This is a genomic window from Streptomyces sp. NPDC053493 (assembly GCF_044544825.1).
Classification (GTDB): Bacteria; Actinomycetota; Actinomycetes; order Streptomycetales; family Streptomycetaceae; genus Streptomyces.
Genome location: NZ_JBITXS010000002.1, coordinates 787,236 through 810,952, shown reverse-complemented (window position 1 = coordinate 810,952; position 23,717 = coordinate 787,236). Strand labels below are relative to the sequence as shown.

22 protein-coding genes are annotated in these 23,717 nt (G+C 73.0%); 17 read left to right on the top strand and 5 right to left on the bottom strand.

The features are described 5' to 3' along the window. Positions 1-105: 105 nt before the first annotated feature. The 7 genes from ACIGO8_RS09410 to ACIGO8_RS09380 all read left to right on the top strand — a co-directional run bounded on the left by ACIGO8_RS09410 (position 106) and on the right by ACIGO8_RS09380 (position 7,430). Complete coding sequence (locus tag ACIGO8_RS09410) at positions 106-1,341, top strand: ATP-grasp domain-containing protein (protein ID WP_399726357.1); 1,236 nt, start codon at positions 106-108, stop codon at positions 1,339-1,341. A 20-nt stretch (positions 1,342-1,361) separates the two neighbouring features. Beyond that, on the top strand, positions 1,362-2,564 hold the full coding sequence (rocD, locus tag ACIGO8_RS09405) for an ornithine--oxo-acid transaminase (RefSeq protein WP_399726354.1): 1,203 nt from the start codon (positions 1,362-1,364) through the stop codon (positions 2,562-2,564). A gap of 124 nt (positions 2,565-2,688) precedes the next feature. Further along, positions 2,689-4,002 (top strand): ATP-grasp domain-containing protein, encoded by a 1,314-nt coding sequence (locus tag ACIGO8_RS09400; RefSeq protein ID WP_399726353.1) that lies wholly within the window; start codon positions 2,689-2,691, stop codon positions 4,000-4,002. Between the two features lie 93 nt (positions 4,003-4,095). Next, positions 4,096-5,394: an alpha/beta fold hydrolase gene (locus tag ACIGO8_RS09395; RefSeq protein ID WP_399726350.1), complete on the top strand. Its 1,299-nt coding sequence runs from the start codon at positions 4,096-4,098 to the stop codon at positions 5,392-5,394. Between the two features lie 9 nt (positions 5,395-5,403). Next, positions 5,404-6,036, top strand: a complete 633-nt coding sequence (locus ACIGO8_RS09390; RefSeq protein ID WP_399726347.1) for an MBL fold metallo-hydrolase — start codon at positions 5,404-5,406, stop codon at positions 6,034-6,036. Positions 6,037-6,081: 45 nt separating this feature from the next. Further along, positions 6,082-6,861, top strand: coding sequence for an exodeoxyribonuclease III (locus ACIGO8_RS09385; RefSeq protein ID WP_399726345.1), 780 nt, complete (start codon positions 6,082-6,084; stop codon positions 6,859-6,861). A 131-nt stretch (positions 6,862-6,992) separates the two neighbouring features. Beyond that, positions 6,993-7,430: a DUF6278 family protein gene (locus tag ACIGO8_RS09380; RefSeq protein WP_399726343.1), complete on the top strand. Its 438-nt coding sequence runs from the start codon at positions 6,993-6,995 to the stop codon at positions 7,428-7,430. Between the two features lie 378 nt (positions 7,431-7,808). On the opposite strand, the gene ACIGO8_RS09375 is transcribed toward ACIGO8_RS09380, so the two are convergent. Beyond that, positions 7,809-9,362, bottom strand: a complete 1,554-nt coding sequence (locus tag ACIGO8_RS09375) for an alpha/beta fold hydrolase (protein WP_399726340.1) — start codon at positions 9,360-9,362, stop codon at positions 7,809-7,811. Between the two features lie 125 nt (positions 9,363-9,487). After that, complete coding sequence (locus ACIGO8_RS09370; RefSeq protein WP_399726337.1) at positions 9,488-10,768, bottom strand: hypothetical protein; 1,281 nt, start codon at positions 10,766-10,768, stop codon at positions 9,488-9,490. A 156-nt stretch (positions 10,769-10,924) separates the two neighbouring features. On the opposite strand from ACIGO8_RS09370, the gene ACIGO8_RS09365 reads away from it, so the two are divergent. After that, positions 10,925-12,202, top strand: a complete 1,278-nt coding sequence (locus ACIGO8_RS09365) for a cytochrome P450 (RefSeq protein ID WP_399726334.1) — start codon at positions 10,925-10,927, stop codon at positions 12,200-12,202. Here ACIGO8_RS09365 and ACIGO8_RS09360 read toward each other — a convergent pair. Beyond that, positions 12,165-12,908 (bottom strand): hypothetical protein, encoded by a 744-nt coding sequence (locus ACIGO8_RS09360; protein WP_399726331.1) that lies wholly within the window; start codon positions 12,906-12,908, stop codon positions 12,165-12,167. The genes ACIGO8_RS09365 and ACIGO8_RS09360 overlap by 38 nt on opposite strands. Before the next feature lie 116 nt (positions 12,909-13,024). Between ACIGO8_RS09360 and ggt the strand changes: the two genes are divergently transcribed. Beyond that, on the top strand, positions 13,025-14,848 hold the full coding sequence (gene ggt / locus ACIGO8_RS09355) for a gamma-glutamyltransferase (RefSeq protein ID WP_399726329.1): 1,824 nt from the start codon (positions 13,025-13,027) through the stop codon (positions 14,846-14,848). Positions 14,849-14,904: 56 nt separating this feature from the next. Then, positions 14,905-15,477, top strand: coding sequence for an antibiotic biosynthesis monooxygenase (locus ACIGO8_RS09350; RefSeq protein WP_399726326.1), 573 nt, complete (start codon positions 14,905-14,907; stop codon positions 15,475-15,477). A 51-nt stretch (positions 15,478-15,528) separates the two neighbouring features. Here the strand turns inward: ACIGO8_RS09350 and map are convergent, their stop codons facing one another. Further along, a complete protein-coding gene (map, locus tag ACIGO8_RS09345; RefSeq protein WP_399726323.1) occupies positions 15,529-16,296 on the bottom strand; it encodes a type I methionyl aminopeptidase in 768 nt (255 codons plus the stop codon). Positions 16,297-16,329: 33 nt separating this feature from the next. On the opposite strand from map, the gene ACIGO8_RS09340 reads away from it, so the two are divergent. After that, positions 16,330-16,590: a helix-turn-helix domain-containing protein gene (locus ACIGO8_RS09340; RefSeq protein WP_399726320.1), complete on the top strand. Its 261-nt coding sequence runs from the start codon at positions 16,330-16,332 to the stop codon at positions 16,588-16,590. 13 nt (positions 16,591-16,603) lie between these two features. On the opposite strand, the gene ACIGO8_RS09335 is transcribed toward ACIGO8_RS09340, so the two are convergent. Beyond that, on the bottom strand, positions 16,604-17,296 hold the full coding sequence (locus ACIGO8_RS09335) for an NAD(P)-dependent oxidoreductase (protein WP_399726317.1): 693 nt from the start codon (positions 17,294-17,296) through the stop codon (positions 16,604-16,606). Positions 17,297-17,366: 70 nt separating this feature from the next. Here ACIGO8_RS09335 and ACIGO8_RS09330 point away from each other — a divergent pair, with 70 nt between their 5' ends. From ACIGO8_RS09330 to ACIGO8_RS09305, 6 genes are all read left to right on the top strand, one after another. Further along, positions 17,367-17,795: a winged helix-turn-helix transcriptional regulator gene (locus ACIGO8_RS09330; RefSeq protein ID WP_399726315.1), complete on the top strand. Its 429-nt coding sequence runs from the start codon at positions 17,367-17,369 to the stop codon at positions 17,793-17,795. 52 nt (positions 17,796-17,847) lie between these two features. Next, positions 17,848-19,554 (top strand): RICIN domain-containing protein, encoded by a 1,707-nt coding sequence (locus ACIGO8_RS09325; protein WP_399726313.1) that lies wholly within the window; start codon positions 17,848-17,850, stop codon positions 19,552-19,554. A gap of 58 nt (positions 19,555-19,612) precedes the next feature. Further along, positions 19,613-20,005, top strand: a complete 393-nt coding sequence (locus tag ACIGO8_RS09320; protein WP_399726311.1) for a PPOX class F420-dependent oxidoreductase — start codon at positions 19,613-19,615, stop codon at positions 20,003-20,005. A gap of 66 nt (positions 20,006-20,071) precedes the next feature. Next, positions 20,072-21,550 (top strand): UL36 very large tegument protein, encoded by a 1,479-nt coding sequence (locus tag ACIGO8_RS09315; protein ID WP_399726308.1) that lies wholly within the window; start codon positions 20,072-20,074, stop codon positions 21,548-21,550. 33 nt (positions 21,551-21,583) lie between these two features. Continuing rightward, complete coding sequence (locus ACIGO8_RS09310) at positions 21,584-22,426, top strand: nitrilase-related carbon-nitrogen hydrolase (RefSeq protein ID WP_399726305.1); 843 nt, start codon at positions 21,584-21,586, stop codon at positions 22,424-22,426. Beyond that, the gene (locus tag ACIGO8_RS09305; RefSeq protein WP_399726303.1) at positions 22,423-23,706 is read left to right on the top strand and encodes an aspartate aminotransferase family protein; all 1,284 of its coding nucleotides are present in this window, start codon (positions 22,423-22,425) and stop codon (positions 23,704-23,706) included. The genes ACIGO8_RS09310 and ACIGO8_RS09305 overlap by 4 nt, the downstream gene beginning before the upstream one ends. The last annotated feature ends 11 nt before the right edge of the window (positions 23,707-23,717 follow it).

Here is a 23,717-nt window from a genome sequence, read left to right as displayed (position 1 = left end):
CACGGCCCGCGCCGCACCCGCACGGCTCACCAGATTTCGACTCGCACGACTCACCAAGGGAAGCAGCTGAGGAATGTGACCAGCTCCCGCGCGAAAACGACGCGAGTGGCGATCGTCGACGTCCGCTCGACCGGGCGCCTCCTTCCGGCCGCCCTGCTCCGGCACGGCATCGACTGCGTACAGGTCCATTCGCAGCACCCCGATGTCCACATGGCGGTCGACCTCGACGGCTTCGTCGACAACATCCGGCACGACGGCGACCTCGCGGCCACCGCGGCCGCGCTGCGCACGTACGGCGTCGGCCATGTGATCGCCGGCACCGAGTCCGGCGTCGAGCTGGCCGACCTGCTCTCCGCCGAACTCGGCACTCCCGGCAACGGGATGAGCCGCCCGGCGGCCCGCCGCAACAAGTACGACATGGTCCTGGCGCTGCGCGACGCCGGTCTCGCGCACGCGGCCACGATCGTCTCGGCCGACGCCGACGAGATCGTCGCCTGGGCCGACGCCACCGCCGGCTATCCGGTCGTCCTGAAGCCGGTCTCCAGCTCCAGCACCGACAACGTCGTGGCGTGCGCGTCGCCCGAGGAGGTACGCGCCGCCCACGCGCGGATCATGTCGGCCACCGACCGCCACGGAATGCCGAACACGGTGGTGCTCGCGCAGGAGTTCCTGGCCGGCGACGAGTACTACGTCAACACGGTCAGCCGCGACGGCGCCCACCGCACCGTCGAGATCTGGCGCTACTACAAATGCCGGGTCCCCGGCGGCGACTTCGTCTACGACTACGACGAGCCGCTGGCGCCGGACGACCCGGTCGCCCGGCAGCTGGAGACCTACGCGCACCAGGTGCTCGACGCCCTGGAACTGCGCAACGGGGCCGCCCACACCGAGATCATGATGACCGCCCGAGGGCCGGTCCTCGTCGAGAGCGGCGCCCGCCTCGGCGGCGGCCAGATCCCGGAGATCACCACGCGCTGCTTCGGCGTCAACCAGGTGGACCTCCTCGCGCTGTCCGTGGCGGACCCGGACGCGTTCGACCGCGTACCCACCACCGCGTACCGGATGCTGCGCCACCCGCGCTTCGTCGCCCTCATCAACCCGCGGGACCGGGGCGTCGTCCCCTCCCACGAGCAGATGGCCGAGGTCCGCGCGCTGCCGTCCTACGCCCACACCGTCATGGCCCATCCGGCCGGGCACGTCCTCCCGCGCACCGTCGACGTCGCGACCTGGCCGGGCTACGTGATCCTCATCGCCGACGACCCGGCCGAGACGCTCGCCGACTACCGCAAGCTCCGCGAGATCGAGCTCGACCACCTCTACGACAACAGACCAGGTCAGTAACCTGCCGAAGGAGTGCCGCAATGAGTACGGACGTCACCTCCGCTCAGGACTACATCGCCCTCGCCGAGCGCTGGGGCGCCAACGACTACGTCCCGCTGCCCGTGGTGCTCACCCACGGCGAGGGCGCCTGGGTGACCGACCTGGACGGCCGGCGCTATCTCGACTTCCTCGCCGGGTACTCCGCGCTCAACTTCGGCCACCGGCACCCCGAGATCGTCGCCGCGGCCAAGGCGCAGCTCGACCGCATCACGCTCACAAGCCGGATGTTCCACCACGACCAGTTCGCCCTGTTCTGCCGTGAACTGGCCGAACTGACCGGCACCGAGCGCGTCCTGCCCTCCAACTCCGGCGGCGAGGCCGTCGACTCGGCCGTGAAGATAGCCAGAAAGTGGGCCTACCGCGTCAAGGGCGTGCCGGACGGCGCCGCCGAGATCGTCGTCGCGGGCTCCAACTTCCACGGCCGCACCACGACCATCGTCTCGTTCTCCACCGACGCGACCGTCCACGACGGCTTCGGCCCGTTCACCCCGGGCTTCAAGGTCGTGCCGTACGGCGACATCGACGCGCTGCGCGCCGCGGTCACCGAGAACACGGCCGCGGTCCTCCTCGAGCCGATCCAGGCCGAGGCCGGCGTGGTCGTCCCGCCCAAGGGCTACTTCAGCGAGGTCCGCCAGCTCTGCGACGACACCCGCACCCTGTTCGTCGCCGACGAGGTCCAGTCCGGCCTCGCCCGTACCGGCGCCACCCTCGCGCTGGACCACGAGGGCGTCCGCGCCGACCTCTACACCCTGGGCAAGGCGCTGAGCGGCGGCACCATGCCGGTGTCCGCGGTGGCCGGCCGCGCCGACGTGATCGGCGTGCTCAAGCCGGGCGAGCACGGCTCGACCTTCGGCGGCAACCCGCTGGCCTCCGCCGTCGGCCGCGCGGCGGTACGGCTGCTCGCCACCGGCGAGTTCCAGGAGCGCTCCCGCGAACTCGGCGCCTACGTGCACGGCCGGCTCGCCGAACTGCCCGGCGTCGCCGAGGTCCGCGGCCGAGGCCTGTGGGCCAACGTGCGGATCGCCGAGGGCCACCCGACCGGCCGCGAGGTGTCCGAGGCGCTGCTCGAGCGCGGCCTGCTGTGCAAGGTGGCCGGCGAGAACCTCCGGGTGTCGCCGCCGCTGGTGATCACCCGCGAGGAGATCGACCAGGCCGTCGACGCCATTGCCGACGTGCTGGGATGATGCCGACCGCCGGCCGGCGCCCGCCCGTTCGGACGGGCGCCGGCTCGCCGGTCCTCTCCCGGCCGTCACGTCCTTCCCTCTCCCGGCGAGCCCGCCGGGAGGACAGCTGAGACAAGGAGCCACGTTGTCCGACAACGCCGCATCCACCGGTCAGCGGCCCCCGGCGGCCGGCACCGGACGGCCCCGCGTCCTGATCGTCGGCGGCAAGGTCAAGCAGGTGCGCAAGGCCCGCGAACTCGGCCTGGACGTGGTGTACGCCCAGTACCCGAACGCGTACGACCGCGAGCACTGGCCCCATGTCGACCAGGCGCTGCTGCTCGACTACAGCGACGTGGACCGGCTCCTGCCCCTGGCCCGGGCGCTGCACGAGGTGTATCCGTTCCGCACGGCCGTGACGCTGACCGAGTTCGGGCTGCTGCCGGCGGCGCAGCTCAACGAGGCCCTCGGCCTCGACGGCGAGTCCGTCGCCACCGTCGAACTGCTCCTCGACAAGGCGCTGATGCGCCGGCACCTGGCCGCGAAGGGCGTCAGCCCGGTGGCCTCCGCGGTCGGCCGCACCACCCAGGACGTACGGGACTTCGTCGCGGCCAACGGGCTGCCGATCATCGTCAAGCCGGTCCGCGAGTCCGGCAGCCTCGCGGTGTTCTGCGTCCACGACGAGGCCGAGGTGGACGCCGTCGCCGAACGCTACCGGTCCCTGAACGACAAGGAGTGGGCCGCCGGCGACCTGGGCTTCGCCGACACCTTCGAGGAGTTCCTCATGGAGGAGTACCTGGAGGGACCGGAGTTCAGCGTGGAGACCGTGAGCTTCGACGGGCGGCACGTGGTCGTCGCCACGACCGACCGCCGGCTCGGCGGCACCGGTTTCGCCGACTTCGGCCGCACCGGCTTCGCCGAGGTCGCCCTCTCCCAGCCGACCTCCCATCCGGCCGAGCAGGTGGCCGAGGCCATCGAGCTGGTGAAGGACTTCCTCGACGCGGTGGGGCTGCGCAACGGCCCCGGCCACACCGAGGTCAAGCTGACCCCGCGCGGACCGCGGATCATCGAGTCGCACAACCGCGTCGGCGGCTACGCGATCAACGAGATGGCCGAGCTGGTCTACGGCGTCGACATGGAGCTCCACGCGCTGGCCTCCGGCCTCGGCGTGCTCGATCCGCTGACCGAGTCGCCGCGGCCCCGTTGTGGCGCGGCCCTGCGGGCCCTCACGCCGGAGCCCGGCCGGGTCGTGGAGGTGACCGGCGTCGACGAGGTGCGCGCGGACCCGGCCTTCGTGGACCTCCAGTTGAAGGTGCGGCCCGGCGACGTGGTGTCCCCGCTGACCTGGAACGAGGACATCGGCGGCTACGTCGTCGCCCGCGGCTCCGACGTGACCGACGCGATCGCCCACAGCGAGCGGCTCGCCGCGGCGATCCGGATCCGCACCGAACCCGTCGGCTGAGCACCGGCACCCGCCCGGATTCCCGAAGAGGAGCAACCCGCTAGATTCGACCCGGCGATGTGTGACGTCGTGAGAGATGAGAGGGTCTAGCGGGTGAGCGAGACACTACCGAACACCCTGCAATACCGCGTCGACGGCCGAGATGACGCTCCGGTCCTGGTCCTCGGCCCCTCGCTGGGCACCACCTGGCACATGTGGGACCGGCAGATACCCGAACTCACCCGCACCTGGCGGGTGGTCCGCTTCGACCTGCCCGGGCACGGCGGCGCGCCCGTCCAGCCGGCGGCCTCCGTCGCCGAGCTCGGCGACCGGCTCCTCGCCACCCTGGACGAGCTCGGCATCCAGCGGTTCGGCTACGCGGGCTGCGCGCTCGGCGGCGCCGTCGGCCTCGACCTGGCGCTGCGCGCCCCGCACCGGGTCGCCTCCCTCGCGCTCGTCGCCGCCTCGCCCCGCTTCGGCACCGCCGACGAGTTCCGCCAGCGCGCGGTGGTCGTCCGGGCCAACGGCCTGGAACCGATGGCGCGCCTCGCGCCCGAGCAGTGGTTCACCCCGGCCTTCGCCGGCGCCCAGCCCGCCATCGTCGACTGGGCCGTCCAGATGGTCCGCACCACCGACCCCGGCTGCTACATCGCCGCCTGCGAGGCGCTCGCCGTCTTCGACGTCCGTGAGGCCCTCGGAAGCATCGGCGTGCCCGCGCTCGTCCTGGTCGGCGCCGACGACCGGATCACCGGCCCCGCCGAGGCCCGCACCCTCGTCGCCGGCATCGCCGACGCGCGGCTCGCCGTCGTCCCCGGCGCCTCCCACCTCGCGCCCGTGGAGCAGCCGGCCGCCGTCACCGAACTGCTCACCGACCACTTCGCCGCCCTCGCCCAGGACACCCAGGGCGGCCAGGGCGTGCTGCGCGTGCCGCCCATGCCGCCGGTCGCCGCGCCGGTGGTCCCGGCCGGCGAGCCCGCGCCCGCGGCCGCCGCCGACCCGGCCGCGCCGGCCGCCGAGGAGGAGACCGAGGAGCCGCGCCCCGACCCGTACGAGACCGGTCTCAAGCTCCGCCGGGAGGTGCTCGGCGACGCGTACGTGGACGCGGTCCTCGAGGACGACTTCGGTACCGACCTGCAGCAGCTCGTCACCCGCTTCGCCTGGGGCGAGGTGTGGAGCCGCGACGGCCTCGACCGCCGCACCCGCAGCGCCGTCACGCTCGCCGCGCTGATCGCCGGCGGTCACCACGACGCCGTCGCCGACCACACCCGCGCCGCCCTCCGCAACGGCCTCACCCCGGCCGAACTGCGCGAGATCCTGCTCCAGACCGCCGTCTACTGCGGGCTTCCCGCCGCCGAGAGCGCGCAGCGGGTGGTCAGTCGGGTCATCACGGAGGAGACCACTCCCCAGGCGTAGTCTGCGCCCGTGAAGCTGACGAAGAACACCCACGCCTGCGTCCGCCTGGAGAAGGACGGGCGGACGCTCGTCATCGATCCCGGGATGTTCACCGAGGAGGACGCCGCGCTCGGCGCGGACGTCCTCCTCGTCACCCACGAGCACCCGGACCACTTCGACGAGGGACGGCTGCGGGCCGCCCTGGAGGCCGATCCGGCCGCCGAGCTGTGGACGCTGCGGAGCGTCGCCGAGCGGATGGCCGCGGCGTTCCCGGGACGGGTGCACACCGTGGGGAACGGGGACGCGTTCACCGCGGCCGGATTCGACGTGCAGGTGCACGGCGAGCTGCACGCCGTGATCCACCCGGACATCCCGCGGATCACCAACGTCGGTTATCTGATCGACGGCTCCGTCTTCCACCCCGGCGACGCCCTCACCGTCCCCGGCCGGCCGGTCGACACCCTGCTGCTGCCCGTGATGGCGCCCTGGAACAAGATCTCCGAGGTCATCGACTACGTCCGCGAGATCGGGCCGCGCCGCGCCTACGACGTCCACGACGCGCTGCTCACCGACCTGGCCCGGCCGATCTACGACCGCCAGATCGGCGAACTCGGCGGCACCGACCACCGGCGGCTCGCCCCGGGCGGCTCCGCCGAGCTGTGAGCCGCGTTCCGCTGACTGTCGGACCGCGCGGTTAGGCTTGCGCTCATGCGCATCGCCACCTGGAACGTCAATTCGATCACCGCCCGGCTGCCCCGGCTCCTGGCCTGGCTGGAGAGCAGCGGCCCCGACGTGCTGTGCATCCAGGAGACCAAGTGCACCGCCGAGCAGTTCCCCACCGAGGAGCTGCGCGCGCTGGGGTACGAGTCGGTGGTCAACGCCACCGGCCGCTGGAACGGCGTCGCCCTGCTGTCCCGCGTCGGCCTCGACGACGTCGTCATGGGCCTGCCCGGCGGCCCGGACTACGAGGGCGTCGAGGAGCCGCGGGCGATCTCCGCGACCTGCGGCCCGGTCCGCGTCTGGTCGGTGTACGTGCCGAACGGGCGGGAGGTCGCCCACGACCACTACGCCTACAAGCTGCGCTGGCTGGAGGCCCTGAAGGCGGCCGTCGGCGAGGACGCGGCCGGCGAGCGGCCCTTCGCCGTGCTCGGCGACTACAACATCGCCCCGACCGACGACGACGTGTGGGACATCGCCGTCTTCGACGGCGCCACCCATGTCACCGCGCCGGAGCGGGCCGCGCTCGCCGGGCTGCGGGAGGCCGGGCTCACGGACGTGGTGCCGCGCCCGCTGAAGTACGACCACCCGTTCACGTACTGGGACTACCGCCAGCTGTGCTTCCCGAAGAACAAGGGCATGCGCATCGACCTGGTCTACGGCAACAAGCCCTTCGCGGACGCCGTCAAGGACAGCTTCGTCGACCGCGAGGAGCGCAAGGGCAAGGGCGCCTCGGACCACGCGCCCGTCGTGGTCGACCTCGACGTCTGACGGTCCCGACGTCTCACGCACGCCGGGGCCGGGGCCGGAGCCCGGACGGTCCCGGCGCCGGACGGCCGCGAAGTCTGATGATCTCCGCGTGCCGGGTGGTGCCCGCGGAGGCTGGATGCGACGCTGGTCGGATGAACATCCCGTTCCTGGACAACTGGCGCAAGCGGCACGAAGCCGACCGTTCTCCGCTGGTCTCGGCCTTCGACCGGGACCCGGAAGGAGCGGCCGAGCTGCTTGCCGAGTGCGAGCTGCTGCGCGCCCGTGCCCAGGAGGCCGGGGTGGTGCTCGACGACACCCCGCTGTCCCTCGTCGCGCTGGACCAGCTTCCGCCGCGCTGGCGGGACGACCCGGAGGAGCTGCCCTGGGTCGGCAACGACGCCGGACTCTATCTGGGCACGGTGGTCGTACGGACGGTGCCGGGGGCCGGCTGGCGGCTGCGCCCGGACGGCCAGCCGGTGGTGCTGCTCCCGTCCGGACGGGAGATCGACGTGGTGACGGCGGGCCTGGACTGGGCCGTGACCGGGGTACCGGAACTCTCCCAGATCTATGCCGAGGCCGCCGAGTTCTGACCCGTCCGCGGCGCCCGCGCGCGACTCCTTCCCGTCCTTCCGCAGCCCCTTCTGCAGTAAATACGGCTTATTCCGCTTTCATGCGTGTCGGGCGTGAAGTCCCTTTTTGCGGTGGATAGTTTGCGCTGACTCGACAACAGCCGGAAGACACAGGGGGCAGGGCAGCACATGGCCGTCACGGATCCGTTGACCGAACCGAGGGACCACTTCCTGTCCAGGATCATCCAGCACTGACCGCGCACGCGGGCCGTGGACGTCGCTCCGGCCGAACCGGTCACGCCGCTGCCGGGCCGGGAGTAGTCTCGCACGACCGCGCGAGCGCCTCCCGGGGTCGCGCGAGCCCCGCACGGGCCCTGCCCGCCCGGCAGCAGCCGGTGATCACTCCGTCCGCAGCGGTACCGACACGTACGACGGGTCGGCCGCGGGGGAGGAGAAGGTCAGCTGCGCGCCGGTCGGGTTGTGCTCGATGTAGAGCGGGTCGACCGTGTCGACGACCAGGGCGAGCCGGTGTCCGGCCGGCACGTCGTATGCCGTGGAGAACAGGTCCAGATCGACGGCGAACGGCTTGCCGGGCGTCTTGCCGTGGAAGGTGTACGGAGCGTTCGTGACCAGTTTGCCCAGGCCGAGCGGGCCGACGTCGTAGAGGTACGCGACGAAGGTGCCGCTCTCCGCGGTGGGCGTGAGCGTGGTGTGCAGCCGGGCCGTGCCCCGCACCCGCTGGGCGGTGTCGTACCGCTCGGACTGCCAGACGCCGGCGAAGGCGCGGGGCAGCAGCGGGATCGAGGCGACGGGCGGTGCCTGGAAGAACTGGTCGAGGAGGTTGGAGAGCATCACGACACCGCCGTTGGCGCCGGAGTCGACGTTGGCCCAGACGTGCTCGGAGCCGCCGAGCGCGAACTTCCGCCGGTCGGCGTTCACCGACTTCCAGTCGGGATAGCCCTCGTAGCCGGCGTCGGAGCGGGGCTTGAGCTGGACGGGTTGCTCGCGGTCGACGCCGTTGTCGGCGCCCTTGAGGTAGTGGTCGAACCAGCGGTGGGCGTTGGTCCAGGTGTCGTTGGGCAGTCCGAGCAGGCCGGTGGCCTCGGCGGTGGCGTGGTCGCCGGGCCGGAACTCCAGGCGCTTGGGGCCGGTGAGCTTCTCGTAGAAGCTCGCGAACTGGTTGGGCGGGAAGATGGTGTCGCCCCAGGCGTTGCCGAGCATGACCGCGGGACGGTTGGTGTTGATCGCGTCGAGGTAGGTGGCGGCGGAGCGCACCCGGCCCCAGGCGATCATCTCGTCCTCCTTGTCGAGGTTCGAGGAGAGGAAGTCGCCGAGGATCTGCCGCAGTTCGGGGCCGGGACGGCCGGTGAGATAGCCGGCGCCGCCGAGCAGGGCGGCGGCCTGGAGGTGCTGGGTGCGGCCGCTGTAGATGGAGTCGATGAGGTCGGCCCAGCCGCTGAGCGCGGCGACGGCTCTGACCCGCTTGTCGTGCGCGGCGGTCAGGAGGCTGATGCCGGCGCCGTAGGAGACGCCCGCCATGCCGACCTTGGCAGGGTCGGCGGGCGTGTTCGCGAGGGCCCAGTCGATGACCCGGGAGGCGTCGGCGACGTCCTTGGGGCCGGCGGTCTCGATCTCGCCGCCGGACTGCCAGAAGCCGCGCGAGTTGTAACTCACCACGACATAGCCGGAGTCGGCGAGCTCACGGGCCTGGGCGAGGTATTCGATCTGGGGCATCGCCCAGCTGGTGGGCAGCACGATCACCGGGTAGCGGGCGCCGTCGGCGGCGCCGGCCGGGGTGGCGACGTTGGCCTTGAGGATCGTGCCGCCGTCACCGGCGATGTCGACGAAGCGAAGGGAGGCGCCGGTGTCGGCGGCCTGGGCGGCGGGGGCGAGCCCGAGGGCCGTCCCGGCCACCAGGGCGGCCGAGACGGCGAGGGTCAGGGCTGTGCGCACGGGGCACTCCTCACTGGTTCACTGAATGGGGGGCAGTGAAAGTGACCCGACGGTAACCGCGTGGACTTACCCTAGGTAACCGCTGGGTAAGTTACGCATGGGTAACGATTGGTGGAACGTCGCCGTCAGCTCGGCACGCTCTTCCCGGGCTCGCGCGGCGGACCGTGCCGGGTGGGCCCGTCGAGCAGAGCGGCCGCCTCCGCGAAGTCCTCCCGGGCCTTCGCGTATTGCCGTACGGCGAGGAGGAACATCGCGCGGTCGGTCAGCGCCCGGGCCGCGGCGGACCCGCCGTCGCCGGTGAGGCGCCGCGCCAGGGCGACGCCTTCGTCGTAGGCCGGAAGGAGCGTCTCCGGGTCCCGGCGGCCGGAGGTCTGCCAGCGCTGCGCCGCGCGGACGGTCAGCCGCCGGTGCACGGTGACCAGCCCGGCCAGGTCCCCGGACGCGCGCAACGCGGCGGCCCGCTCCTCCAAGGCGGGCACGGCGGCGTCGAAGGCCTCGCGCGCGTCGGCCGACCAGCCGTGTCCGCGATAGGTACCGAACGGCGGCACCGGGGCGTCGGGACGGCCGGGCGGTTCGTCCTGACGGCCCGACAGGACGAAGAGCGTCACCCACGACGCCTGGATGTTGCTCCAGCTCACGGGCTCGCCCTCGCGCGCGAGGCGGGTCAGCAGGTCCAGCGTCTCCCGTCGGGCGGCGGCCGCCTCGCCGTCGCGCCCGGCGGCCGCGGCCATCCGGGCGTACTGCTCCAGCGCCCACACCAGGGACGCCAGCGGGGAGTTGTTCTCCCACGCCGTGCGCCGCCGGTCCGCCACGAGCCCGCCGAACACCTCGAGCGCCCGCTCCTGCCGGCCGGCGGCGTCGAGCGCGGCCGCCCACTCGATCACCGTCCAGTCGGACACGGGGGACACGTGGGCCCCGTCGGACGCGCCGGACCCGGCGGACGCGTCCGACCGCACGGCCGGGACGTGCCGGTCGTACAGACCGGCCGCCTCCGCGTGACGGCCCTCCTCGGACAGCACGTTCGCGAGCCGCCCGTAGCGGCCGATCGCCGCCAACTCCTCGCACACCGCGCGCCCCTCGGCCCGCCGCCCGCTCGCGAACAGCGCCCGCTCCCGGGCGGCCAGGGCCCGGCCCAGCCGCTCCGTCCCGCCCGTCACATCGGCGTCGATCCGCCGCGCGGCCTCGACCGCCTCCGAGATCAGCGCCAGTTCCGCCGCCCGGTCCCGGGTCCGGTAGCTCCACAGCAGCACCGCGTCGACCAGCTTCGGCAGATACGCCTTCGGGCTGACCCGCGCCAGCACCCGGTACGCGCCGACCTCCTCCGCGAGGTCCAGCCGCCCCGACCCCAGCAGCAGCACCCGCGCCCGCAGCACCGCGTCCTGATCGATCTCTTCCGAGTTCCTCATGTGCCCCCTGTCTCGGTGTGATGCACGACGGAGATTCTGGGAGTCGGCCGACACCCCGGACAAGGCTCGTGAACTGTGCGTTCCGTCCTACGAAAACCGCCTCTGACCTGTCATGATGGTGACGTCTTCACTCCGTTCACGCCGACGGGAGGGCCGGTGGGGAACGCGCACGACGACGAGGCCGAGGGCGACGGCGCGGCCGGCGCGCCCGACGTCTTCGATCCGCGGATCTACGCCTCGGGAATCCCGCACGACCGCTTCCGCGCCCTGCGCGACCACCACCCGGTCGCCCGCCAGGAGGAGTACGAGGTCCTGGGCTGGCCCGCCGGGCCCGGCTTCTGGGCGGTGACGCGGCACGCCGACGTCGTACGGGTCCTCAAGGACGCGACCGGCTTCTCCTCGTACGCCGGTGCCACCCAGATCCGCGACCCCGACCCCGCCGACCTGCCCTTCATCCGGCGGATGATGCTCAACCAGGACCCGCCCCACCACGGACGGCTGCGCCGGCTCGTCAGCCGCGCCTTCACACCCGGAAGGATCGAGCGGTTCGCCGCCACCGCGCGCGGCCGGGCACGTGAACTCCTCGCCTCCGCACGGGAGTCGGGCGGCGAGGAGATCGATCTCGTCCGCGCCGTCACCGACGACTACGCCCTGCTCAACCTCACCGACCTGCTCGGCGTGCCCGCGAGCGACCGCGGGCTGCTGCACTCCTGGACCGAGCGGGTGATCGCGTACCAGGACCCGGACGAGCCGCCCGTGCTCGACGCCGAGGGACGACCGGTCAACCCCCGGTCACCGGCGATGCTCGCCGAGATGTTCGCGTACGCGCAGGAGCTCGCCGCCCACAAGCGCACGCACCCGGCCGACGACGTCATGACCGTGCTCGCCCGGTCCGCACTGCACGACGCCGAACTGGAGATGTTCTTCTTCCTGCTGACCGTCGCGGGCAACGACACCGTCCGCAGCGCCGCGCCCGGCGGAGTCCTCGCGCTCGCCACCCACCCGGACGAGCGGGGCAGGCTGTGGCGGGGCGAGGCCGGCGTCGGCCCGGCGGTCGACGAGCTGCTGCGCTTCCACCCGCCCGTGCTGTCCTTCCGGCGCACCGCGACCCGGGACGCCGAACTGGCTGGCCGGACCGTCGCCGCGGGCGACAAGGTCGTCGTCTTCCACGCCTCCGCCAACTACGACGAACGCGTCTTCGCCGACCCGCTGCGGCTCGACCTGGCCCGCGATCCCAACCCGCACGTCTCCTTCGGCGACGGCCCGCACGTCTGCCTCGGCGCCCACTTCGCCCGGCTCCAACTACGCATCCTCCACGAGGAGTTGCGCGCGGCGTGCGCGGACCTGGAACTCGCCGGGCCGCCCCGGCGACTGGTGTCCAACTTCATCAACGGGATCAAGTCGCTGCCGGTGCGGGCGGACTGGCGGGGCTGATCGGCGTCCGCGCCTGCCGGGTCACGTCCGCCACCAGCTCGACCACGTCCGGCCCGTACGCGTCGGAGTTGACCACCTTCAGCAGCAGCACGAAGGGACCGGAGCCGTACTTCCGCGCCAGCCGCTCGTGATGCCGGGCCAGATAGCGCGTGGCGGCCTGGTTGGCGACCGCGTACTGCCCGCAGAAGAGGAACACCGGACGGCCGCCGTCGCCGCCGACGAGCCGCGCGAGCAGCACGTACTCCGTCGCCCCGGGCACACCCCGGTACACCTCGCCGCCCACCGTGAACATGCCCCGGTCCGGCACCGGGTCCGACTCCACGCGCATGGTGAAGCCCGGCAGCAGGGACGCGAGATGCGCCGCCATGCGCCGGTTCGAGTACGGCCCGCCGACGCAGAACTCCGTGCGGTCGCCGAGGCCCTGCCGTATCGCGTCGTGCTGCACCATCTCCGGCCGGGCCCCGCAGTCCTTCAGCAGCGCGGACAGTTCGAGCAGCGCGGACACGTCGACGTTGTGCACCGCCCGCTCGCTGCCCGCCTTGCGGTTCACCACCAGGAGGCACTCGGCTCCCTCGCGCAGTCCGAAGAACGCCTGCTTGCGCCGCCGGTCACGGCGCCACAGGTAGGTGCGGGACAGCCAGCCCAGCGAACCGCTGACGCCGGTGGCGAGCACGCCCAGGACGACGTTGCGCAGGTCTTCGTTCATGGGCGCGCATGCTAGCGGCAAGCGGTCCGCTGTTCGACACGGCGGCCGCACGCGGTCCTGACGGGAGGCACGGGCAGAAGTTAGGCTGCCCGGACGGTCGTTGACTGGAGGTACGCATGCGGTTTCGGTCGAGGGGTTCTGCAGTACGCAACGGGTCGCTCGTGGCCGTCGCCGCGACGGTGCTCTCGGTGGGCGCCGCCGCCCCGCCGACGGCCGCGCCGCACCCTCCCGCACCCGCCAAGGTGCCCGTCGCCACCGGCTGGGGCGGCGCCGTGGCCAGTGTCGACGCGGACGCCTCGGCGGCCGGCGTCGAGGTGCTGCGCAAGGGCGGCAACGCCGTCGACGCCGCCGTCGCCGTGGCCGCCGCCCTCGGCGTCACCGAGCCGTACTCGGCCGGCATCGGCGGAGGCGGCTTCTTCGTCTACTACGACGCCAAGTCCCGTACGGTCCACACCGTCGACGGCCGCGAGACCGCGCCCGCCTCCGCCGACGCGAACCTGTTCGTCGAGAACGGCAAGCCCATCCCGTTCGAGGAGGGCATGACCAGCGGCCGCGGCGTCGGCGTTCCCGGCACGCCCGCCACCTGGGAGACCGCCCTCGACAACTGGGGCAGCAAGCCGCTCGGCAGGCTCCTCGAACCGGCCGAGCGACTGGCCCGCGACGGCTTCACCGTCGACGCCACCTTCCGCTCCCAGACCGCCGGCAACGAGGCCCGCTTCCGCGACTTCCCGGCCTCGGCCGACCTCTTCCTGCCCGGCGGGCAACTTCCCGTCGTCGGCTCCACCTTCAAGAACCCCGACCTGGCCCGTACGTACGAGAAGCTCGGCCGCGAGGGCGTCGGCGCGCTCTACAAGGGCCCGCTCGCCCGGGACGTCGTCAACACCGTTCAGCACCCGCCGGTACGCGCCGGCGCCGGCCGGGTGGTGCGCTCCGGCGACCTGACGGAGCGCGACCTCGCCGCGTACCGCACCGTCGAGCGGCGGCCCACCAAGGTGTCCTACCGGGGTCTGGACGTCTACGGCATGGCGCCCTCCTCGTCCGGCGGCACCAGCGTCGGCGAGGCCCTCAACATCCTGGAGGGCACCGACCTCTCCCGCGCCTCCCAGGCCGGCTACCTTCACCGCTTCATCGAGGCCAGCCGCATCGCCTTCGCCGACCGGGGCCGCTGGGTCGGCGACCCGGCCTTCGAGGACGTGCCGACGCGCGGCCTGCTCTCCCAGCGCTACGCCGACTCCCGGGCCTGCCTGATCCGCGACGACGCCGCCCTGACCAGCCCGCTCGCGCCCGGCGACCCGCGGCATCCGGCGGCCGGCGGCTGCGCGAACGGCGGCACCGCCGCACCGACGACGTACGAGGGCGAGAACACCACCCACCTCACCGTCGCCGACAAGTGGGGCAACGTCGTCGCCTACACGCTCACCATCGAGTCCACCGGCGGCAGCGGCATCACCGTGCCCGGCCGCGGCTTCCTGCTCAACAACGAGCTGACCGACTTCTCCTTCGCCCCGGCCAACCCGGCCGTCCACGACCCCAACCTGCCCGGCCCCGGCAAGCGCCCGCGCTCCTCGATCTCGCCGACGATCGTCCTCGACAAGGCCGGACGGCCGGTGCTCGCGCTCGGCTCGCCCGGCGGCGCCACCATCATCACCACCGTCCTGCAGACCCTGACCGGCGTCGTGGACCGCGGTCTGCCGCTCGTGGACGCCATCGCCGCGCCCCGCGCCAGCCAGCGCAACCAGACCACCACGGAACTCGAACCGGCGCTGTGGAACAGCCCGCTCAGGGTCGAACTGGAGGCGATCGGGCACGGCTTCCGGCAGAACCCGGAGATCGGCGCGGCGACCGGCGTCCAGCGCCTGCCCGACGGGCGCTGGCTGGCCGCCGCCGAGACGGTGCGCCGGGGCGGCGGCTCGGCGATGGTGGTCCGCCCCGCCTCTTAGGCGCCCGGGGGCAGCGTAAGGTGGGGGCGGGCGCGGCGTGACGACGAGGAGTTCGGATGACCGCGGTCAGCCTTGAGCACGCCACCGTCCCCGCCGACACCGGTGAGGTGACCCTGCTGATAGCCCGCCGGGTGGAGCCGGGCTACGAAGCGGCCTTCGAGCGGTGGGCGAGGGGCATCCTCGACAGCGCCGCCGCCTTCCCCGGCCACCTGGGCTACGGCCTCTTCCGCTCCTCCGGCGGCGACGCCCCGTGGTTCCTCGTCCACCGCTTCCGGGACGCGGAGGCGTGCCGGGCGTGGCAGGAGTCGCCCGAGCGGGCGGCCTGGTTCGCCGACTGCGAAGGGCACCACCACACCGAGATCGCCCGGCGGCGGCTGACCGGCATGGAGACCTGGTTCGCCAAGCCGGGCTCCACGCGGCCGGCGCCGCCGCGCTGGAAGATGGCGATCAGCGCGACCCTGGCGATCTATCCGATCTCTCTGTTCGGCGGTCTCCTCCTGGTGCCCCATCTGACCGCGCTGCCGCTGGTGGTCAGCAGCGCGATCACGGCCTGCGTGTTCAACGTGCTGATGACGTACGTGGCGATGCCGGCGGTGAGCAGACTCCTGCGCGGCTGGCTCACGCCGTAGCGCGCGGCGCCGGCTCCCGGCCGAGCCGGCGCCTGGAGGCGGCGGGTGTTCCTACGGGGCGGTGAGGATCCGCGGGCCGTCGTCCGTGATCGCCACCGTGTGCTCGGTGTGCGCCGCCCGCGAGCCGTCGGCCGTACGGACCGTCCAGCCGTCCCGTGCCGTGTAGTGGTGGTCGTCGCCGCCTCCGATCAGCATCGGCTCGATCGCGATCACCATGCCGTGCCGCAGCGGCATGCCCCGGCCTGGGCGTCCCTCGTTGGGAACGCCCGGGTCCTCGTGCATCGTGCGGCCCACGCCGTGGCCGCCGAAGCCGTCCGGGATGCCGTACCCGGCCCGGCGGCAGACCCGGCCGATCGCGTGCGCGACGTCCCCGATCCGGTTGCCGACCACGGCCGCCGCGATGCCGGCCTCCAGGGCCTCGTAGGCCGTGTCGATCAGCCGGGTGTCCTCCGGGCGGGCCCGGCCGACCGTGAAGCTGACGGCCGAGTCCCCGACCCAGCCGCCGAGGACCGCGCCGCAGTCCGCGCTCACCAGGTCGCCGTCGGCGAGCCGGGTGCCGTCCGGGACGCCGTGCACGACGGCATCGTTCACGGAGAGGCAGAGCACCGCCGGGAAGGGCACCGGCGCCCAGTCCGGGTGATAGCCCAGGAACGGCGACCCGGCCCCGGCCGCCGCCAGGACCTCCCGGGCCACTTGGTCGAGTTCGGCCGTCGTCACACCGGGCGCCGCCTTCTCCCGTACGGCCTCCAGCGCCCGGGCCACCACCCTTCCCGCCTCGCGCATGAGCAGCAGGTTCGCATCCGTCTTGATCTCCACCATGCCAATTACTATACCGGTATTAGAATGGGTGTCATGGTGCGCACACCCTTGACCCCGGAAGAGCGCGAGCGCGGCGAACGGCTCGGCCGGCTGCTGCGCGAGGCGCGCGGCGACCGCTCGATGGCCGAGGTCGCCGCGGCGGCCGGCCTCTCCGCCGAGACCCTCCGCAAGATCGAGACCGGCCGGGCCCCGACTCCCGCCTTCTTCACCGTCGCCGCCCTCGCCGGCGTCCTCGACCTGTCGATGGACGACCTGGTGACACGCTGCGCCCTCCTGGGCGTCGTCGCTGCGTGACCGGATGGAAGTCCTAGACGGACACGGCCAGTTGGACGCGGCTGTGCCGCGGGTGGTCGATCTCGTCCAGGATCGCGCGGGCGAGGTCGGCGTGGGCGATGCGGCCGGGGCCGTCGAGGACGGTGCCGACCGCCGTGCGGTAGCCGCCGGTCACCGGCGCCGCCGGGTCGAGGTCGAGCGCCGGGACCACCATCAGCCAGTCGAGACCGGCGCCCGCCTCGCCGGTCAGCAACGCGAACTCGGCCACATGGCCCCGGGAGAAGACCCGGTACTCCTCGGGGAAGCCGGGCGCGTCCATCACCCGCACACCCGGTGCGGTCTCCAGCGTGGTGGCGATCCCCAGCACGACGAGCCGGGGGACGCCCGCTTCCGTGAGTCCGGCGACCAGCGCCTTCGTGGCCGAGGTGAAGTACTCCTCGGACGGCACGTCGAGGCGCACCGAGGCGTTCACCGCGGCCCGGTGGCCGGCCGAGAGCGCGGCCACCGACGCCGGGTCGGTGACGTCGCCGCGTACCACCGTGACCGCATCGGCTTCCAGGTCGCGGTACTTCGCCGGGTCGCGGACCACCGCCGTGACGCGGTGGCCGCGGGAGACGGCCTCCGCCACCGCCGCCCGGCCCACCCGGCCGCCGGCCCCGAAGACGATGACGCCGTTCGCATGTGCGTTCGCAGGCGTGTTCGCGCTCGTGTTCGTGTTCGTGTTCATGGCGCGAACGGTAGGGCGGGGACGGCCGGTTACTTCAACGGTACCGGCGGGGTGGGCTAGCGTCGGCCGCATGGTCGAACACCAGCGGCGAGAGCGGTCGGAGCGGCCGGAGCCGGGCGGCCCCGCGCCCCTGAGCCCCGCCCTCTTCGAGGACCCCGACTGCGCCGCCCGCCCGCAGCCCGTCCGCGTCTTCGGAGGCAAGTGGACCGCCGTCGTCCTGCGCTGCCTGGAGGACGGCAGGTCGCGCCGCTTCACCGAACTGCGCGTACCGCTGCACTGGATCACTCCCAAGGTCCTCACCGAGACGCTGCGCGCCATGGAGCGCGACGGGCTGCTCTCCCGTACCGAGTACGACGAGAACCCGCCGCGCGTCGAGTACGCGCTCACCGCGCTCGGCCGCTCCCTGATCGGCCCGCTCGACGTCGCCTGCGGCTGGGCCCGCGCCCATGGCCCCGAGGTCACCCGCGCCCGCGAGTCGTACGACACGGAGTCCCCGTGAAGACCCCGTGAAGAAATGATCATGAAGCATTTGCGCAGGTTAACCTCCCTCAATGAAACTCATGTTCGGACGAAGAAGCCGTCTCGCCCAGCTCGCGCTCGGCGCCGCCGTGGCCGCCTCCGTCCTGCTTCCCGCCCAGCCCGCCCAGGCCGCCTCGGGCCTCGACCCGTTCGCCGCGAACTTCAAGCTGACCCGCGTCGACGGCGACAAGACGGGCCTCATCGACTCCGCCGAGGCCGCCGGAGTCGCCAAGGCGTCCGTCACCGACGTCCTGGGCACCCGTACGGGACGTCCCGGACTGTGTCACGCCACCGCGCTCAACGGCGCCCTCAAGCCCGCGGGCTTCTGCTGGGACGACGAGGACGACCGGTCGGACTACTCGGACGCCGAAGGCGGCTGGATGCCGCAGGGCTTCGCGGGTTCGCATGCCGCCACCGCCGACGGGCTGTATGCGGGCCGCTCCCTGACCGCCACCTCCTGGTACCACGGCACGTGGGTCAAGGACCGCAAGCCGTCGACGGTCGAGGACTACGCGCGGGTGACGATCGCGGAGTCGGCGGGCGGCCAGGTCAAGTACGGGCACATCGCGCTCGTCGAGCCGATCGCCGGCAACTTCATGCAGCTCAAGTACGCCTCGCACGCGGACGGCGTCGCCTGGTACGGCAACCGGCTGTTCGTCGCCAACGGCGCGGAACTCCAGGTCTTCGACCTCACGCGCATGTGGCGCATGAACGACACCGCGAGCGCCGTCACCGGCATGGCCTCCGGCAAGACCTCCGCCCGCTACCACCTGTGGGCGATGCCGCTCGTCGCCCGCTACAGCACGATCAGCACCGCCACGGTCGACGACCCCGCCACGGCCTGGCGCAACAGCAGCCCCCGTGCCTGCGGGGCGGAGGTCTTCAACGAGCTGTGCCTGAGCAGCCTGAGCGTCGACCGCTCCGGCCCGACGCCGGCCCTCGTCTCGGTGGAGAACCGGCAGGGCGCGGGCGCCCGCATCGTCCGCTGGCCGCTCTCGGCCCTCGGCACCGGCCTTCCCACCACCGTCGCCTCGGAGACCACGGGCTACACCTCTCCCGTGTGGGGCATCCAGGGCACGGCCACCGACGGCACCAGCTACTACATGAGCGGCACCTGTCCCGCGTACTGGCCGGCCGGCTACTCCTGCGTCCACGTGGCCAAGCCCGGTGAGGCGCCGCACGTCCTCACCCAGGCGCCCGAGCTGACCCAGGGCCTGTCCTGGGACCCGCTCGCCAAGCGGCTCTGGGGCGCCAACGAGGCGCTCGTGGACTCCAGCGGCCCGCGCAGGGTCGTCTTCAACATCGAGCCCGACGCCGGCAAGGCCGTCGACGGCTGGAGCTGGCTCACCAACTTCCACCAGGCCGGCTCCGTCTGCGCGACGCCCCAGGGCAACGGCACCGCCAACGGCACCCCGATCACGGTGTGGACCTGCACCGGCTCGGACGTCCAGCGGTGGAAGTACGAGAACGGCCTGATCGTCCACAAGGCGAGCGGCAAGTGCATCACCCCCGAGGCCAACGGCGCGAACACCAACGGCGCGCTGCTGACCCTGTGGACCTGCAACCCCTCCAGTGACGTCCAGCGGTTCTCGCCGTCGGCCGACGGCAGCGCCGTCAACGCCTACGGCAAGGCCATCACGCCGAAGGGCAACTCCTTCGGCAACGGCGTCTGGCTGACCCTGTGGACCCAGGGCAGCCCCACGCCCGACGCCCAGGACTGGGTGGTGAAGGGCTTCTAGTCCCTCGCCGTGGCCGGCCGGCCGGGTGGCCGGCCGGCCTCGGTTACCCTCGGCGGTCATGATGCCCGAGGAGCTGCGGCGCGGCCGCTACGTCAGTCTGACCACCTTCCGGAAGAACGGCACCGGCGTCGCCACGCCCGTCTGGTACGCGGTCGAGGGCGACGAGCTGTACGCGTGGACGCGCACCGACTCCTGGAAGGTCAAGCGCCTGCGCCGCGACCATCGCGTCCTCGCCGCCGTCTGCGACGTGCGCGGGAACGTGGCGGAGGACGCCATACGGGTGGAGGGCACGGCCCGGCTCGTCACCGGCGAGGAACTGCGCCGGGTGCGGCGGCTGCTGTCCCGCAAGTACACCTGGCAGTTCTGGGCCGTCGACTGGCCGGCGACCCTCGCCCGCCTCGGCAGGCGCCCGCACACCGGCATCGTGGTGAGCTTCGCGCGCACCCCCTGAAAACTCTGCGTAGCCGTCCCGTAACACGCCTGCGGTCCAATGCCGGTCGGACCGAAAGGCAGTGGTATGACGGTGCACCAACTGACGGCCGAGGTCGCCGCCTTCACCGGCTGGCTGCGCGAACTGGCCGCCCGGCTCGATCCCGGCGCGGGCTGGTACGGCGTCTTCGCCGCCCGCGACCCGGAAGGCCTGCGGGCCTGCCTCGACGGCGTGGACATCCTGCCCTGGGACGTCGCCGCGTCCTTCCTTCAGGACCTCGGCGAACCGTTGGACGGCGCGCCGGCGGTACGGGGCAGGGCCCTGCACGCGGCCGCCGCGGCCGCCCACGACCGCGGCTCGCCGGGCGCGGCCGAGGACCTCGCCCGGCGCCGCGACCTGATGCGCCACGAGGCCCGCGCCGCCGAGTCCCGGCTCCGTGACCTCGCCGCGGACGGCGCCGACCTGGCCTGGGTGCGCGACGACCTGACCCGCGCCCGCGCCCGGATCGCCGAACTCACGACCCGGCTCGACCAGCTCGGCCGGCTCGGCCGGCTCGCCACGCCCGCCCCACCGTCTCCACTCCCGCCGTCTCCGCCCGCGCCGCCCGCCGAGCCGTCTGCGACATCGCTCGCGGCGCCCGCCCAGCCCGCCGCCGGCACCAGGCGCCGTCCTCGCGGCGCCCGTTACGCGTACCTGGACCAGGCCGCGCCGCCGCCCGTGGTCGAGCCGCCCGCGGGGCCCGCCGGGCCGGTGGCCGCGCCCCGAGGAGCGCGGTTCGGAGGCGGACCCGCCGAGGCCGGGCCCGTGGCGGCGCCCGTGGTCGACGACCCGCAGGCCGTCCGGGCCGCCGGGAACGCCGTCTACGCGCTGCGGCGGCTGCGGGCCCAGGGCCGCACCGGCGAGGCGCACGCGCTGTTGTGCGAGGCGCTCGCCGGGCCCGCCGCCTGGCTTCCGGCACTCGCCGGCGAACTGCACCGGGCCGGGCTCGGTGCCGACTGGGCGACCGTGCTGTGGGAGGCGGCCGCGCTGCCGCCCGGGCGGTTCGCCGGTGTCGCCGGGGCGCTCGCCGGCGCGGGGCGGGAGCAGGACCGCGACCAGTTGCTGCGGCAGGGCGCCGCTCGCCCCGTGGCGGAGGTGGCCGAGATCCGCGCCGCCCTGCGCGCCGCGGCCCGGCACCCGGAGGCCGACGCCCTCCTGGCCGCCTTCACCCGCACCCGTACGCCCGAGGACGCGGCCCGGCTCGCCGCCGTGGACCCGGGCGCCCTCACCCGGGAGCTGCTCGCCGCCGCGCGCACCCTCGCGCCCGCGCGCGAGCGGGACCTGCTGCACGCGCTGCGGATCGCCGGGCTGGTGTGGCGGTCCGGGCGCCCGGACGCAGGCATCGGCGCTCTGTCGCGTACGGACAGGTCGTGGCGACTGGGATGTCTCCCCACGTGTCGGTACGTGTCCGACGTCGACCAGTCGGGTATGAAACATGATCGACTCCGCTGCTTCGCGGCAGTGGTCTTGCTCCGGGGTGTGACGGGGCTTACGTTCTCCTCCTACGCATCGCGTCTACGTGCGTAGAGGCTCTCTGACGCCGTGCCGAAGGAGCAGCTCATGACCGACGTCGTACGCGCCGCGCTCGTCCAGGCGACCTGGACCGGCGACACCGAATCCATGATCGCCAAGCATGAGGAGCACGCCCACGAGGCCGCCCGGCAGGGCGCGAAGGTCATCGGCTTCCAGGAGGTGTTCAACGCCCCGTACTTCTGCCAGGTGCAGGAGCCCGAGCACTACCGCTGGGCCGAACCCGTGCCGGACGGACCCACCGTGCGCCGGATGCAGGCCCTCGCCCGGGAGACCGGGATGGTGGTCGTCGTGCCGGTCTTCGAGGTCGAGGGCGCCGGTTTCTACTACAACACCGCCGCCGTCATCGACGCCGACGGCAGCTACCTCGGCAAGTACCGCAAGCACCACATCCCGCAGGTCAAGGGCTTCTGGGAGAAGTACTACTTCCGCCCGGGCAACGCCGGCTGGCCCGTCTTCGACACCGCCGTCGGCAAGGTCGGCGTCTACATCTGCTACGACCGGCACTTCCCCGAGGGCTGGCGACAACTCGGCCTCAACGGAGCACAGTTGGTGTACAACCCGTCCGCCACCCACCGCGGTCTCTCCTCCTACCTCTGGCAGCTGGAGCAGCCCGCCGCCGCCGTCGCCAACGAGTACTTCGTCGCCGCCATCAACCGCGTCGGCATCGAGGAGTACGGCGACAACGACTTCTACGGCACGAGCTACTTCGTCGACCCGCGCGGCCAGTTCGTCGGCGACGTCGCCTCCGACAAGGAGGAGGAACTCGTCGTCCGCGACCTCGACTTCGGCCTCATCGAGCAGGTCCGGCAGCAGTGGGCCTTCTACCGCGACCGCCGCCCCGACGCCTACGACGGGCTGGTGCAGCCGTGAGCAGCCTCCACGACCGCCACCGCGCCGTCATCCCCGACTGGATCACCCTCTACTACAAGGACCCGCTGGAGCTGACCCACGGCGAGGGCCGCCACGTCTGGGACGCCGAGGGCAACCGCTACCTCGACTTCTTCGGCGGCATCCTCACCACCATGACCGCCCACGCCCTGCCCGAGGTCACCAAGGCGATCGCCGACCAGGCCGCGCGGATGATCCACTCCTCCACGCTCTACCTCAACCGCCCCATGGTGGAGCTCGCCGAGCGGATCGCGGCCCTGTCCGGCATCCCCGACGCCCGGGTCTTCTTCACCACCTCCGGCACCGAGGCCAACGACACGGCCCTGCTCCTGGCCACCACGTACCGCCGCTCGAACCAGATCCTGGCGATGCGCAACAGCTACCACGGGCGCTCCTTCTCCACCGTCGGCATCACCGGCAACCGCGCCTGGTCGCCCACCGGCCTGTCCCCGCTCCAGACCCTCTACGTGCACGGCGGCGTCCGCACCCGTGGCCCCTACGCCCAGTACACCGACGAGCGGTTCGTCGACGCCTGCGTCGCCGACCTCGAGGACCTCCTCGGCCAGACCCGGGCGGGCGTCGCCGCCCTCATCGCCGAGCCCATCCAGGGCGTCGGCGGCTTCACCTCACCGCCCGACGGCCTCTACGCCGCCTTCCGCCGGGTCCTCGACCGGCACGGCATCCTCTGGATCGCCGACGAGGTGCAGACCGGCTGGGGCCGCACCGGCGAGCACTTCTGGGGCTGGCAGGCACACGGCCAGGCCGGCCCGCCGGACATCCTCACCTTCGCCAAGGGCATCGGCAACGGCATGTCCATCGGCGGCGTCGTCGCCCGCGCCGAGATCATGAACTGCCTCGACGCCAACTCCATCTCCACCTTCGGCGGCTCGCCCGTCACCATGGCCGCCGGGCTCGCCAACCTCGCGTACCTCCTCGAACACGACCTCCAGGGCAACGCCCGCCGCGTCGGCGGCCTCCTCCTCGAACGGCTCCGGGCCGTCGCCGCCGGAGTCGACGCCGTACGCGAGGTGCGCGGCCGCGGCCTGATGATCGGCATCGAGCTCACCGAGCCCGGCACCGACCGCCCCGCACCCGACGCCGCCTCCACCGCCCTGGAGGCCGCCCGCTCCGGCGGCCTGCTCATCGGCAAGGGCGGCGGCCACAACACCACCGCCCTGCGGATCGCGCCCCCGCTCTCGCTCACCGTCGCCGAGGCCGAGGAAGGCGCGGCGATCCTCGAACAGGCCCTCGGATCCATCTAGTTCGCAGGGGA

Bases quoted from the DNA above. Each gene is read 5' to 3' on its own strand.
- ACIGO8_RS09325 (WP_399726313.1), top strand. From the start codon at position 17,848: ATGAAACTCATGTTCGGACGAAGAAGCCGTCTCGCCCAGCTCGCGCTC.
- rocD (WP_399726354.1), top strand. From the start codon at position 1,362: ATGAGTACGGACGTCACCTCCGCTCAGGACTACATCGCCCTCGCCGAG.
- ACIGO8_RS09320 (WP_399726311.1), top strand. From the start codon at position 19,613: ATGATGCCCGAGGAGCTGCGGCGCGGCCGCTACGTCAGTCTGACCACC.
- ACIGO8_RS09315 (WP_399726308.1), top strand. From the start codon at position 20,072: ATGACGGTGCACCAACTGACGGCCGAGGTCGCCGCCTTCACCGGCTGG.
- ACIGO8_RS09335 (WP_399726317.1), bottom strand. From the start codon at position 17,296: ATGAACACGAACACGAACACGAGCGCGAACACGCCTGCGAACGCACAT.
- ACIGO8_RS09340 (WP_399726320.1), top strand. From the start codon at position 16,330: ATGGTGCGCACACCCTTGACCCCGGAAGAGCGCGAGCGCGGCGAACGG.
- ACIGO8_RS09385 (WP_399726345.1), top strand. From the start codon at position 6,082: ATGCGCATCGCCACCTGGAACGTCAATTCGATCACCGCCCGGCTGCCC.
- ACIGO8_RS09330 (WP_399726315.1), top strand. From the start codon at position 17,367: ATGGTCGAACACCAGCGGCGAGAGCGGTCGGAGCGGCCGGAGCCGGGC.
- ggt (WP_399726329.1), top strand. From the start codon at position 13,025: ATGCGGTTTCGGTCGAGGGGTTCTGCAGTACGCAACGGGTCGCTCGTG.
- ACIGO8_RS09380 (WP_399726343.1), top strand. From the start codon at position 6,993: ATGAACATCCCGTTCCTGGACAACTGGCGCAAGCGGCACGAAGCCGAC.
- map (WP_399726323.1), bottom strand. From the start codon at position 16,296: ATGGTGGAGATCAAGACGGATGCGAACCTGCTGCTCATGCGCGAGGCG.
- ACIGO8_RS09360 (WP_399726331.1), bottom strand. From the start codon at position 12,908: ATGAACGAAGACCTGCGCAACGTCGTCCTGGGCGTGCTCGCCACCGGC.
- ACIGO8_RS09370 (WP_399726337.1), bottom strand. From the start codon at position 10,768: ATGAGGAACTCGGAAGAGATCGATCAGGACGCGGTGCTGCGGGCGCGG.
- ACIGO8_RS09310 (WP_399726305.1), top strand. From the start codon at position 21,584: ATGACCGACGTCGTACGCGCCGCGCTCGTCCAGGCGACCTGGACCGGC.
- ACIGO8_RS09350 (WP_399726326.1), top strand. From the start codon at position 14,905: ATGACCGCGGTCAGCCTTGAGCACGCCACCGTCCCCGCCGACACCGGT.